Annotated in this window: 12 protein-coding genes and 1 tRNA gene; 5 read left to right on the forward strand and 8 right to left on the reverse strand. The window is 34.8% G+C overall.

The genetic code is table 11. The annotated features are described in order from the left end of the window. From GMD1S_RS09510 to GMD1S_RS09545, 8 genes are all read right to left on the reverse strand, one after another. Window positions 1-2,469 (reverse strand): DEAD/DEAH box helicase (locus GMD1S_RS09510; protein WP_000258067.1); only part of this gene is annotated, 2,469 nt, incomplete at its 3' end. Continuing rightward, complete coding sequence (gene pth / locus GMD1S_RS09515; protein WP_000163923.1) at window positions 2,470-3,039, reverse strand: aminoacyl-tRNA hydrolase; 570 nt, start codon at window positions 3,037-3,039, stop codon at window positions 2,470-2,472. Window positions 3,040-3,112: 73 nt separating this feature from the next. Then, window positions 3,113-4,228 carry a redox-regulated ATPase YchF gene (ychF, locus tag GMD1S_RS09520; protein ID WP_001218703.1) on the reverse strand — a complete coding sequence of 372 codons (1,116 nt, stop codon included), beginning with the start codon at window positions 4,226-4,228 and terminating at the stop codon, window positions 3,113-3,115. An 84-nt stretch (window positions 4,229-4,312) separates the two neighbouring features. Further along, window positions 4,313-4,507 (reverse strand): DUF951 domain-containing protein, encoded by a 195-nt coding sequence (locus tag GMD1S_RS09525; protein WP_000285180.1) that lies wholly within the window; start codon window positions 4,505-4,507, stop codon window positions 4,313-4,315. Between the two features lie 64 nt (window positions 4,508-4,571). Next, window positions 4,572-5,708, reverse strand: coding sequence for a DNA polymerase III subunit beta (gene dnaN / locus GMD1S_RS09530; protein ID WP_000581139.1), 1,137 nt, complete (start codon window positions 5,706-5,708; stop codon window positions 4,572-4,574). A gap of 158 nt (window positions 5,709-5,866) precedes the next feature. Next, the gene (gene dnaA / locus GMD1S_RS09535; protein ID WP_000660625.1) at window positions 5,867-7,228 is read right to left on the reverse strand and encodes a chromosomal replication initiator protein DnaA; all 1,362 of its coding nucleotides are present in this window, start codon (window positions 7,226-7,228) and stop codon (window positions 5,867-5,869) included. A gap of 216 nt (window positions 7,229-7,444) precedes the next feature. Beyond that, complete coding sequence (locus GMD1S_RS09540) at window positions 7,445-8,203, reverse strand: ParB/RepB/Spo0J family partition protein (protein ID WP_000410363.1); 759 nt, start codon at window positions 8,201-8,203, stop codon at window positions 7,445-7,447. A 57-nt stretch (window positions 8,204-8,260) separates the two neighbouring features. After that, entirely contained in the window at window positions 8,261-9,457 is a 1,197-nt protein-coding gene (locus GMD1S_RS09545) for a S1C family serine protease (RefSeq protein ID WP_000681800.1), read from the reverse strand. Between the two features lie 185 nt (window positions 9,458-9,642). Between GMD1S_RS09545 and rlmH the strand changes: the two genes are divergently transcribed. From rlmH to comE, 5 genes are all read left to right on the forward strand, one after another. Next, entirely contained in the window at window positions 9,643-10,122 is a 480-nt protein-coding gene (rlmH, locus tag GMD1S_RS09550; RefSeq protein ID WP_000694220.1) for a 23S rRNA (pseudouridine(1915)-N(3))-methyltransferase RlmH, read from the forward strand. Window positions 10,123-10,165: 43 nt separating this feature from the next. Further along, window positions 10,166-10,239, forward strand: a tRNA-Arg gene (locus tag GMD1S_RS09555). A 164-nt stretch (window positions 10,240-10,403) separates the two neighbouring features. Beyond that, window positions 10,404-10,529 (forward strand): competence-stimulating peptide ComC, encoded by a 126-nt coding sequence (gene comC, locus GMD1S_RS09560; RefSeq protein WP_008282505.1) that lies wholly within the window; start codon window positions 10,404-10,406, stop codon window positions 10,527-10,529. A gap of 20 nt (window positions 10,530-10,549) precedes the next feature. After that, a complete protein-coding gene (comD, locus tag GMD1S_RS09565; protein WP_000054555.1) occupies window positions 10,550-11,869 on the forward strand; it encodes a competence system sensor histidine kinase ComD in 1,320 nt (439 codons plus the stop codon). Then, on the forward strand, window positions 11,866-12,618 hold the full coding sequence (gene comE, locus GMD1S_RS09570) for a competence system response regulator transcription factor ComE (protein WP_000866079.1): 753 nt from the start codon (window positions 11,866-11,868) through the stop codon (window positions 12,616-12,618). The genes comD and comE overlap by 4 nt, the downstream gene beginning before the upstream one ends. Window positions 12,619-12,723: the final 105 nt, after the last annotated feature.

Here is a 12,723-nt window from a genome sequence, read left to right on the forward strand (position 1 = left end):
TTGACCTCCACGCTCCATTTCACGCAAGACAGCATCACGAATGACACTATCATTCTTCTCTAATACATAGGTTTGAACAGGATAGCGATTGGTTGGAGGAGTTTCAATAACAGACAAATCTCGGATTCCCAGCATAGACATGTGGAGAGTACGAGGAATTGGCGTTGCTGTCAAGGTTAGAACATCTACTTGTTTTTTCAGTTCTTTCAAAGTTTCCTTATGCTTGACACCAAATCGTTGTTCCTCATCAATAATCATCAATCCCAAATCTGAAAACACAACATCTTTTGACAAAACACGATGCGTTCCAATCAAAATATCGACTTGACCATTCTTTAGTTTTTCAAGTGTTTCTGCCTGCTCTTTTTTACTTCTAAAGCGACTCAACACATCAATATTAACAGCAAAATTTTGGAATCGTTCCTTAAAATTCGTATAGTGCTGTTGCGCTAAAACCGTCGTTGGAACTAGAACGACCACCTGTTTGTGATCATTGACTGCCTTAAAAGCAGCACGCATTGCTACTTCAGTCTTCCCAAAACCAACATCTCCAACCAAAAGTCGATCCATGGGGTGAGAATCCTGCATATCTCTCTTGATTTCCTCAATACTACGAAGTTGATCATCCGTTTCAACATAAGGGAAGGCATCATCAAAAGCATGTTGATCTTCATCATCAGCTGAGAAAGCAAAACCCTTCAACTGACTACGCTCAGAATACAGTTTAATTAAATCGTCAGCTATATCCTCTACCTGGTTCTTAACTTTTTGCTTGGCCTTTTTGAAATGACCGTCATTTAATTTATTGAGTTTAGGAGGTTTCCCATCACTTGAAACATATTTGGACAGTAACTGAACCTGCTCTACTGGGATGGAGATTTGGTCACCATTTTGATACTGTACACTGACATAATCACGGTGAATGCCTTGGATTTCAATTGTTTCGATTCCTAGATATTGACCAATTCCATGGATATGGTGAACAACATAATCCCCTTTTTCAAGTTCATTATAATCTTTTAATCGCTCTGCGTTTGAAGCATGTTGTCTTCGAAAACGATGTTTTAATTTCTTTTGAAAAATCTCATGTTCAGTAATCAAGAGAATTTTTTCATCTACAAAATGAAAACCATGTCTTAGATTACCCTCAATCAAGTTTACAGATTCTTTACAGATACTTGACTTATCTTTGGAATCCAATTTGATCTGATATTCCTCTAAAACATCCTCCAATGTTTTACTTCCCATTGAATTGCTAGACTGCAAAACAATAGTGTAGTCCATTTTTTTGTATCGCTCAATTTCTTCTTTTAAAAATGAAAATTGATTGAAAAACTCTTGCATGGGGTATTGATTAAATTGATAAATGTGATCAAACTTGAGGTTTCCTAAGCCCTTTTGCAGATTAGAGAAAAAGGTAACTGGACTTTGTTTTTTATAGGTTTGCTCTGTATCTGCAAAATACTGCATCTCGGAAAATGATTTACCATTCTGTAAATCTTCTGTAAAGTATTGTGCTAATTCTCTTTCAAAGGCTTCATACTGATTCATCAATTTTTGATAGTCATCAAAGAATACTGGTGTATCTTTTTCAATATAATCAAATACAGTCCATGCTTTATCGTAACATAAGGACAAAAACTTTCGACTATCTGAATGTACTTGTTTTTGATGAAAACTTGACAAAATATCTTCCAAATATGATTTTAAAATTGGTGATAGAGTCTTTGAAATTTGCTTTTCTAAAGCTGACTGTCCTCGTTGATAATCTTTTTCTCTCAAAAGTATGTCGCTAGCTGGAAAGATAGTGAGGTTTGTCTGATTTTCTTTCGATAATTGTGTTTCGACTTCAAAAGTACGAATACCATCTACTTCATCGCCAAAAAACTCGATTCGGAAAGGTTCTAACTGAGACATCTCAAAAATATCTAAAATGTCTCCTCGAATACTAAACTCACCTTGTGTCTGTACTTGAGTAACTTTTCGATATCCAATTTCCTTTAACCGGTGAAGTAGCTCGTGTTGGTCATATTCTTCACCGACTGCAATTTTTATAGTACTTTCTTTAAATCTAGTCGGAGAGGGTAAAATTAACCGACTCGCTGCAATATTACAAACTAAAACCCCTTTCTTAGATGGATCATTCAAAAAACGCAAGGCTTCAACCCGCGAAATGATTTTTTCTTGCGAAGACATCAAAAACTCTACCATAGGAGAATCATCGACCAAAAAAGGATAGACAAGTTCCTCTCCTAAGAGAGAAAGAAGATCACTGATAATTCGTTCTGCTTCTCCATAAGTTGAAGTCAGTAACACAATCTTATTTTCTTTTTCTAGGCTGCTTGCAATTGCAAGAGCCTTGGTAGACGTTGATAAACCAAGTATTAGTTGTCTTTTCTTATCTATCAGATTTTGATGCCATTTTTTTATCTGATCATTTTCTGAGAATAAATCTAATAAAGTCACCATTTAACCATTATACCTCTGCATTGTTTTCTCAAAGTTTTTCTCTTGTAAATAGTAGTTTACAGCATCGTCAACCTTGTCAATAGACTGTAAAATACCCACATAGTCATCCTGTTCAAACTTACTTAAAACATGATTAACAACCGACATGCCTTTTTTAGGTCTTCCAATACCTATTTTAACACGGTTAAATACTTGAGTTCCAATATGTTGAATAATAGACTTGATACCATTATGACCACCCGCTGATCCCTTTGCTCTTAAACGAATTTTCCCGACTTCCATGTCAAGGTCGTCGTAAATAACGAGTAAATCTTCAATATCCAAACCATAGTAAGTCAATAAAGCATGAACCGCTTTTCCACTTTCATTCATAAATGTTGTTGGTTTGACCAGATAAATTTTTTCTCCATTGAAGAAAAAAGAAGCTAGGTCAGCTTGAAATATCTTGTCATGTGTAAAGGTAACATTTTGTTTTTTGGCCAATTGGTCAATCAACATAAATCCAACGTTGTGCTTGGTCTCAAAATATTTATCCCCTGGATTTCCTAATCCAACAAGTAATTTAGTCATTTATTTTTCCTTTCAAAAGCCAAAAGGGTTGGAATTTTTTTCCAACCTAATTGACACTATTTATTAAATGTTATTAAACGTTAAAGCGGAATTCCATGATATCGCCATCTTGAACGATATATTCTTTTCCTTCTTCACGCAAGCGTCCAGCTTCTTTTACAGCCTTTTCAGATCCATATTTCACTAGATCCTCATATGACATTGTTACTGCACGAATAAAGCCTTTTTCAAAGTCTGAGTGGATAATACCAGCTACTTGAGGAGCTTTCATCCCTCGCTTAAAGGTCCAAGCACGGACTTCTTTTTCACCAGCTGTGAAGTAAGTTCCAAGCCCAAGCAAGTGATAGGCTGCACGAGTCAACTTGTCAACACCTGATTCTGTCAAGCCAAGTGCTTCAAGAAACTCTTGCTTATCTTCATCATCTAACTCAGAAATTTCTTCCTCAGCACGCGCAGAAATAACTACTACCTCTGCATTTTCTGTCGCTGCGAATTCACGAATTTGCTTCACATATTCGATAGAATCTGGATCTGAAACTACATCCTCATCCACATTAGCAACATAAAGAACTGGTTTAGTGGTTAAAAGGAAGAGACCTTTGACTACTTTTTGCTCTTCATCTGTGAATTCAATGGTACGTGCTGATTTTCCATCTTCAAGGACTGGTTTAATTTTTTGAAGGACGTTAAACTCTGCCACAGATTCCTTATCTTTTTGCGTACGTGCCATCTTTTCTACACGCGCATAGCGTTTATTAACTGATTCTAAGTCAGCAAGAATCAACTCTAGGTTAATGGTATCAATATCTGCAAGTGGATCCACAAAGGCGTCTTCACGTCCTTGCTCGCGCATAACATTTTCATCATCAAAAGCACGTACAACGTGAACAATCGCATCTACTTCACGGATATTGGCCAAGAATTTATTCCCTAGACCTTCTCCTTTTGAAGCTCCTTTTACAATCCCTGCAATATCTGTAAACTCAAAGGTTGTTGGAACTGTCTTTTTAGGAGTAATCATTTCCGTTAGTTTTTGTAGGCGTTCATCTGGAACTTCCACCATCCCAACGTTTGGATCAATAGTCGCAAATGGGTAGTTTGCCGCCTCTGCTCCTGCTTTTGTAATTGCATTAAAAAGGGTTGATTTCCCAACGTTTGGCAAACCAACGATACCTGCTGTTAAAGCCATAGTTTCTCATTCTCCGTTCTCATTTCAATCCCTAACATTATAACACAAAAAGGGAAAACTTGCTAACCCTCTAACTAAGGGTTCTTAGTCAATAATCTTATTCATTTTTCGTTCAAAATCATAGCGACTCATCATAACAAGGTGGTCACAATTGCTACATTTGATTTTGATATCTGCCCCTATGCGTGTAATTTCCCAACGATTGGCCTTTTTACCTGTTGATTTAATTGTACAAGCATGTGGTTTTTTCATCTCAACAAAATTTCCAACTTGATACATACTACTCTCCTTTTCTTTTTTGATTATATCATAAAAGAGGCGAGCTAGGCTCAACCTCTTTCACTTAATTTGTTCGAACTGGTGTGATAAGCTGCATGAAATCTTCGTCAGTATCTGCTGGCACAAGAGTAAATGGACGAACTGATGAGATAAAGCTAATAGTAACCTTTTCGCTATTTAAAGCCTTGAGGGAATCAATCAAGTAAGTTGGGTTAAAACTAATAGTTAAATCATCCCCGGTCACCTGCTCTGTATCGATTTCTTCGTTTACTTTACCAACTTCTGGAGAGTGAACATGGGCGCTAACAACCCCACCTTTAATTTCAAGCTTCACAGTACCGTTTTGAGTCGCACTTGATAAGAGACGTGCACGCTCCATAGATTGACGCAAATTAACCACATCAAAAGTAATTGTAGTATTAAAGTCTGTTGGAATCAAACGATCTGTATCAGGATAGTTTCCTTCTAGGAGACGAGTGTAGAAGCTAATATTTTCGCTTCTAAAGAGGATTTGATTATTTGCAAAGAAAATCTCTACAGTTTCAATATCATCTGTAAATACCGCTGAAAATTCGCGTAGAGAGCGGCTAGGAATCACCACATCGAAATCATCTCCATTTTTTTCAAGAGTCAATTTCTTCTGGCTAAGGCGGTGTGAGTCTGTTGCAACTGTTTTTAGTTCCTTATGTTGGCTCAATACAAAATGAACACCTGTTAAGATGGGACGACTCTCTTGCGTACTTGCAGCAAAAGCTGTTTCATTGATAATTTTCTTGAGTAGTTTGGTTTCAAGAACCAAAGGTGTGCTTGCTGAAATTTCTTGGATTCGTGGGTACTGTTCGCTATCTTTTCCTTTTAGGGTAATTTCTGATTTACCACTTGTTAAGACAATTTGTTTTTGTTCAATTTCTTTGAAATCAAGCGTTACATCTGGAAGACTAGATACAACATTGATAAAGAAAGAAGCTTCTAGAAGAATCGAACCTAAAGAAGTAATCAAAAGACCAGCATCTTCATTTTTTTGAGAAATGAAATTTTCAATAGAAATTTGACCATTTGATCCAATTAAAGTAATTCCTTCATTGCTAATATCAATTTTGATTGTCGATAAAATCGGAATAGCATTTTTTGAGCTAATTGCTCGTTTTGTGGTATTTAAAGCTTGTAGAAATAAATTTTTATTAATTGAAAAATGAATCATGGATTCTCCTTTATTTATTTTTAGTATTAGAAAGTTAATAGTAATAATAGTATGTGTGAATTTTGTGGAAAACTGGGTGCTATTTAGTAAACTTAAGCTTCTAAGCTTGTTTAAAAAATGTGGATAAAAAAGATAAGAAAGGAAAAGTTATCCACAAGCTACTTAATTTTCTTTTTGATTGCTTCTATTTCTAAACGTAAATTATCGTCTTCGTCAATCAATGATTTGATTTTAGCATGGGCATGAATCACGGTGGTGTGATCCTTTCCACCAAATTCTTTTCCGATTTTTGGAAGACTGTTATCTGTCAGTTCTCTAGCTAGATACATGGCAACTTGACGTGCTAAAACGATGTTTTGAACTCGTCTCGTCCCCTTCATTTCTTTGACACTCACTCCATAAAAATTACCAACTTCAGTTTGGATTTTCTCAATTGGAATAACAAGTATCTGGCGGGCGTCTTGCTTACGTGCTCTAATAGCTTCCGCAGCAATATCAATAGTAATATCCTTAATCTTCTTCACTCTGGCAATTAAAGTGATATCGTTGATTGCTCCTTCCAATTCTCGAACATTTGAATCAAATTGGCCAGCCAAGTATTCTAGAGTATCACTTTGGAAATGGTAATCCAAGTGCTCTGTTTTACTTTGAAGAATGGCGATACGTGTCTCAAAGTCAGGAGGGGTGATATTTTGCGTCAATCCCCAGCTAAAGCGTGTAACAAGTCTTTCCTCAAGGCCTTCTAGGTGTTTAGGACTTCGATCACTGGTTAGGACAATCTGTTTCTGTTTATCATGAAGAGCATTGAAGGTATTGAAAAATTCTTCCTGGGTCGCGACTTTTTTGCCACTGAGAGATTGGATATCATCGATCAATAAGAGATCAAGGCTACGGTAAGTCTTTTTGAACTTTTCCATTTCCCCAAGTCGCAAGTGTTCAAGAAAGTCATTGATAAAGCTTTCGGCAGGAATGTACTTGACACGCGCATCAGGAATATTTTTCAAAATCTCATTTCCAATCGCATTGAGTAAGTGAGTCTTTCCAAGACCAGGTCCTCCATAGATGAAAAGAGGATTATAAGTCAGAGCTAAATCTTCAGATACAGCTAGTGCAGCAGACACCGCCCAAACATTACCATCACCTTGAATAAAGTTATCAAAGGTATATTTTTCTTTTAACCCTGTTTCGGAATAGGGAATCGTTGGTAGTGCAGGTGTGTAATCGTAAGTAGAGACACTATTCGTATCATTTACTTGAGGAGATTCTGTACTCTGAGGTTTAGTGAAAATATAGTGAGGTTTGATTTCAGAATCATAAATTTCAAAACCAGCAGCAATGATAATATCTTTTAATTGCTTTTCCCACACCATTTCCATCTCTGATCTCGGTAGAAATATAGTAGCTGTATTTTCTTCTACTTTGATGAGTTCAGCAGGTGTAGCATAGAAATCATACATAGATCGAGTCAATCTTTCTTGAGCAAATTCTAAAATACGATTCCAAAATTGCTTTTCTTTCAACTAATTTTCCTCCTTTACTATGATTTTAGTAGTTTAGTGCTAGACTTATTTTACCATAGATAATAGGATTTTTCCACAGATTGGGGAAAAGAATCCACAATGTTAGCAGTATTTATCCACAGGTTGGGGATAAATAAGAAAATCCTTGATTTAGTAGGCTTTTTGATAAAAAAATTGGTGGATAAATTTGTGAGTTGAGAAAATAAAAGAACAGCCTTATTTCAGGCTGTTAATAATTCTATCGTATTCTTCTTGACTTGAAAAGGAGATAATAATCTTTCCAGTATCTTTTTTTGAAAGTTTAATTTCTACACTTAAACCGAGTAGTTTTTTTAATTTATCTTCTTCGTCTTTGATGAAAGAATCATTTTTTAGTTGCTTCTTGTGTTTTTTCTCTGTAAGAAGTGATTCTAGCTTTCTCACAGAGATGTCTTCATTTTTAATTAGTTGGAAGAAATAGTCTTGCTGCTCTTTGTCCAAACCAACTAGTGAACGTGCATGCGCTTGAGAAATTTTTCCATTTTCTACTTCAGTTAAGATATATTCTGGTAGGGAAAGCAAACGAATAAAATTAGTGATATAAGGACGAGATTTCCCCATTTTATCTGCTATCTCAGTGTGAGTAAATCCTTTTTCTACTAAAGATTCGTAGGCGCGTGCTTCTTCAACAGGATTTAAATTTTCTCTCTGCAAATTCTCAATGATAGACTGAATCATCATTTCCTGATCTGAGAGGTGCTTTACAACGGCTGGAATAGAAGTAAGACCAGCTAAGAGAGAAGCCCGATATCGTCTCTCTCCTGCAAGGATTTCATAACCAATTACAGGAGATTGACGAACGATGATTGGTTGGATGAGCCCATTTTCTTTGATTGACTGAGCCAATTCCTTTAATTTTTCTACATCAAATTCTTTTCGAGGTTGGTAAGGATTCTTTTGTATTTCAGAGATAGAAATCATTTCAAATTTTTCCATGATTCTACACTAACATATCTTTTACTTTCTGTAAAGTTTTCTTTACACTGATGTCAATTAAGACTCTAAATCACTAGAATTCTTATCTAGTTTAATTGAGGTTGTTTCCTCCTTACCGTTACGGTAGTAGGTTACTTTGATAGTATCTCCGATAGCATGATTGTAAAGAGCATGTTGTAGGTCTGTTGATGAGGCAATCTCTTTGTCATCAACTTTGGTAATGACATCATATTTTTGAAGATGTCCATTTGCTGGCATATTGTTTTGAACAGATCGAACAACTACACCTGAAGTGAGACCACTTGGAATGTTAAGTTTTCTAAGATCACTAGCTCCAACATTTGATAGATTAACCATTTGAATTCCAAGGGCAGGACGAGTTACTTTACCATCACTTTCAAGCTGTTTAATGATATTTTGTGCATCGTTTGAAGGAATTGCAAAACCAAGACCTTCTACAGATGTTCCACCATTACTTGCAATTTTACTTGATGTAATACCAATTACTTGTCCTTGAATGTTTACAAGTGGACCACCAGAGTTACCAGGGTTAATGGCTGTATCTGTTTGAATGGCTTTTGTTGAAATAGCTTGACCATCTTCAGATTTTAGAGAAACATTTCGATTAAGACTTGAAATAATCCCCTGTGTAACTGTATTAGCATATTCTGAACCTAGAGGACTACCGATAGCAATCGCTGTTTCTCCAACACTAAGTTGACTTGAATCCCCAAATTCTGCCACTGTTGTAACTTTTTCTGAAGAAATTTTAACGACAGCAATATCAGAGAAGGTATCAGATCCGACAATTTCACCAGGAACCTTGGTACCATCTGCTAAGCGGATATCAACTTTTGAAGCTCCATTGATAACGTGAGTATTAGTTACAAGATAGGCATCTTTATCATCCTTTTTATAGATGACACCTGATCCCTCACTTGCGATTTGTTGATTGTCTGAATCAGAGTTAGTGTCATCAGCATTAAATACACTACTTTGTCTACTGCTAGAAGAAGAATAAGTAATGATTGAGACAACAGCATCCTTAACTTTATTTACTGCTTGAGTGGTTGAATTTTCATTTTTATAGGATGTTTGAGTGACAGTGCCAGAATTATTATTCGTAGCTTGATTTCCTTGTTTTTGATAAAGTTGCAATGTTACGAAACTTCCTAAGGCACCACTTAAAAATCCGATTAGAATGATTGCAAGAACTTTAACTCCTTTTTTGTAAAATTTTTGTAAGTGTTTCATAAACGCCTCCGTTTGTTATTTATTTACTCAGATTATAAAACTATTAACTTAATCCAAACTTAAAAGCTTAAAGTTTTACACAAGTTGTGGATAACTTACTTTATTCTGTGAATTCACTAGTAATTTTGAATGATTTTTGTGTGTATAAGATGTGAAATGAAGTGTGGATATGATAGAATAGAAGAATGAAAATAAAAATTGTAACAGTGGGAAAATTAAAAGAAAAATACCTTAAAGATGGTATTGCTGAATATACCAAACGAATTTCACGTTTCGCCAAATTAGAAATGATTGAGCTCACTGATGAGAAGACACCTGACAAAGCCAGTGAATTAGAAAATCAAAAAATCTTGGAAACAGAAGGTGAAAGAATTCTTTCTAAGGTTGGAGAAAGAGACTTTGTCGTTGTACTAGCCATTGAAGGAAAAACACTCTCCTCAGAGGAATTGAGTAAGCAACTAGAGCAAGCTTCTATAAAAGGCTACTCAACGCTTACTTTTATCATTGGAGGAAGTTTGGGTCTAGCTCCTGTTGTAAAAAATAGGGCCAATCTTTCTGTCAGTTTTGGACGTCTGACATTACCACATCAGTTAATGAGATTAGTTTTAGTTGAACAAATTTACCGTGCTTTTACAATTCAACAGGGTTCTCCTTACCACAAATAGAAGATTGACTTAGCTCTTGTTTTTTGATAGAATGGTCATGTTAGGTCTCATAGCTCAGCTGGATAGAGCATTCGCCTTCTAAGCGAACGGTCGCAGGTTCGAATCCTGCTGGGATCAATTTTAGATGCGAAGCTGGGATAAATCCCAGCTTTTTTCTTAAAAAAGTGCGTTTCAGGTGCAAAAATGTACAGTTGGGAAGAATTTTTTCTTACATGGTCTTCATTTTGTATAATAGATGTGTAAGTTAACTTACAAGAAAAAATAATACAGGAGATTTCATTATGAAAAATACAGTAAAGTTGGAACAATTTAAAGAAGTAACAGAGGCAGAATTGCAGGAGATTCGAGGTGGAGATAAAAGACTACCTTACTTTTTTAAACATCTTTTTTCAAATAGGACAAAGTAGTAATATTATAGGGTGATAGGATGAGTTTATTAGGATTTGGAATAGTTATTCTTCATATTTTTATTTTAACAATAAGCTATGAATTAATTTGTAAAGTAACTAAAAAAGAAAGATATTTATTTATAGCTTGTATATTTGTATATCAGTCTGTAGCTGAATTTTTCTTTGACTTTATTTCATTAGCTGGGTTAGGGATTGAAAAGTTTATATTTCCTTTTATTCTATATACTTCTATAGTAGTTTTAAAGAAGTATGATAAGCATAAAGGAATGTTTATCAGTTTACTATTGTCTTTATTATATCATAGTACACATACTTTTTTATCAGTAACCCTATCCTCTATAACAGGTGATGCTTTTGTGATAGAACATGAAGTGATGTTTTATTTAGGAGTACTATTACTAACATATTTTATTATTAAAAAAATTATTACTTATTTCCATTTAGAACTTACTTATTTTGATAAAGATTATCTGTACCCTTTTTTAAAAAAAGTAATAGTTGCTTTCTTTGGTTTGCATATTTTATTGTTTATTTCAGATATAGTAAGTACAACTCATCATTTAAATAGCTTCGGAAGTATTTTATCAACCATTGTTTTTATTTGCTTGTTATTGATTTTCTTTGCAATGAATTCTCACAAGGTTCAAATTGAAAAAGAGATTGCTCTAAAACAAAAGAAATTTGAACAAAAGCATTTACAGACTTATACTGATGAAATTGTGGAGTTGTATAATGAAATTCGAGGTTTTCGTCATGACTATGCAGGGATGCTTGTTAGCATGCAAATGGCGATTGACAGTGGAGATTTACAAGAAATTAACAGGGTTTACAATGAAGTCTTAGTAAAAGCAAATCAGAAATTGAGGTCAGAAAAATATACTTACTTTGATTTAAATAATATAGAAGATTCTGCTTTACGAAGTTTAATTGCTCAATCGATTGTCTATGCACGAAAAAATGATGTAGAGTTTACATTGGAAGTAAAGGATATCATTACTAGACTGTCAATAGATTTACTTGATCTTGTTCGTATCATGAGCATTTTATTAAACAATGCTGTTGAAGGTGCTGCAGATAGTTATTTGAAACAAATGGAAGTTGCAGTCATTAAAATGGATTTTGAAACAGTTATAGTTATCCAGAATTCATGCAAAATCACTATGACGCCTTCAGAGGATTTATTTGCCTTAGGTTTCTCTACCAAGGGAAGAAATAGAGGTCTAGGACTTAATAATGTCAAGGAGATTTTAGATAAGTATGACAACATTATTTTAGAAACAGAGATGGAAGACAACACATTTAGACAAATTATTAGATTTAAGAGGGAATTCGAATGAAAGTATTAATTTTAGAAGATGTTATTGAACATCAAGTGAGACTAGAGAGAATATTAAATGAAATCTCGGAAGAATCGAATATTCCTATTTCATATAAGACAACAGGAAAAGTTCGTGAGTTTAAGGAATATATCGAAAATGATGAAGTAAATCAGCTTTATTTCCTAGATATCGATATTCATGGAATCGAGAAAAAAGGCTTTGAAGTGGCTCAGTTTATCCGTCATCACAATCCTTATGCTATTATTGTCTTTATTACCAGTCGATCTGAATTTGCTACCTTAACTTACAAATACCAGGTATCAGCTCTAGATTTTGTAGACAAAGACATCAATGATGAATTGTTCAAAAAACGTATCGAGCAGAGTATTTTTTACACTAAGAGTATGCTGCTTGAAAACGAAGATGTTGTAGACTATTTTGATTACAACTATAAGGGAAATGATTTGAAAATTCCTTACCATGACATTTTGTATATCGAAACCACAGGAGTTTCTCATAAACTTCGGATTATTGGTAAGAATTTTGCTAAAGAATTCTATGGAACTATGACAGATATTCAGGAAAAGGACAAACATACCCAGCGATTTTATTGCTCCCATAAATCTTTCCTTGTCAATGTGGGAAATGTGAGAGAAATTGATCGAAAGAATTTAGAAGTTGTCTTTTATGAAGATCATCGTTGCCCGATTACCCGTTTGAAAGTTCGCAAACTAAAAGATATTCTAGAGAAAAAATCTAAAAAGTGATTGACAATTAGTAAGAAATTGATATAATGGTTATATCTGCTACAGATAGATGGTCCGTTGGTCAAGGGGTTAAGACACCGCCTTTTCACGGCGGTAACACGGGTT

Origin of the sequence: Streptococcus sp. GMD1S, assembly GCF_000296875.1 — a bacterium.
In the GTDB taxonomy this organism is placed as follows: Bacteria; Bacillota; Bacilli; order Lactobacillales; family Streptococcaceae; genus Streptococcus.

What these genes read in the sequence shown, in the direction of transcription:
- pth (WP_000163923.1), bottom strand. Translation starts at nt 3,039, where the DNA reads ATGACTAAATTACTTGTTGGATTAGGAAATCCAGGGGATAAATATTTT.
- ychF (WP_001218703.1), bottom strand. Translation starts at nt 4,228, where the DNA reads ATGGCTTTAACAGCAGGTATCGTTGGTTTGCCAAACGTTGGGAAATCA.
- GMD1S_RS09525 (WP_000285180.1), bottom strand. Translation starts at nt 4,507, where the DNA reads ATGTATCAAGTTGGAAATTTTGTTGAGATGAAAAAACCACATGCTTGT.
- dnaN (WP_000581139.1), bottom strand. Translation starts at nt 5,708, where the DNA reads ATGATTCATTTTTCAATTAATAAAAATTTATTTCTACAAGCTTTAAAT.
- GMD1S_RS09540 (WP_000410363.1), bottom strand. Translation starts at nt 8,203, where the DNA reads ATGGAAAAATTTGAAATGATTTCTATCTCTGAAATACAAAAGAATCCT.
- GMD1S_RS09545 (WP_000681800.1), bottom strand. Translation starts at nt 9,457, where the DNA reads ATGAAACACTTACAAAAATTTTACAAAAAAGGAGTTAAAGTTCTTGCA.
- rlmH (WP_000694220.1), top strand. Translation starts at nt 9,643, where the DNA reads ATGAAAATAAAAATTGTAACAGTGGGAAAATTAAAAGAAAAATACCTT.
- comC (WP_008282505.1), top strand. Translation starts at nt 10,404, where the DNA reads ATGAAAAATACAGTAAAGTTGGAACAATTTAAAGAAGTAACAGAGGCA.
- comD (WP_000054555.1), top strand. Translation starts at nt 10,550, where the DNA reads ATGAGTTTATTAGGATTTGGAATAGTTATTCTTCATATTTTTATTTTA.
- comE (WP_000866079.1), top strand. Translation starts at nt 11,866, where the DNA reads ATGAAAGTATTAATTTTAGAAGATGTTATTGAACATCAAGTGAGACTA.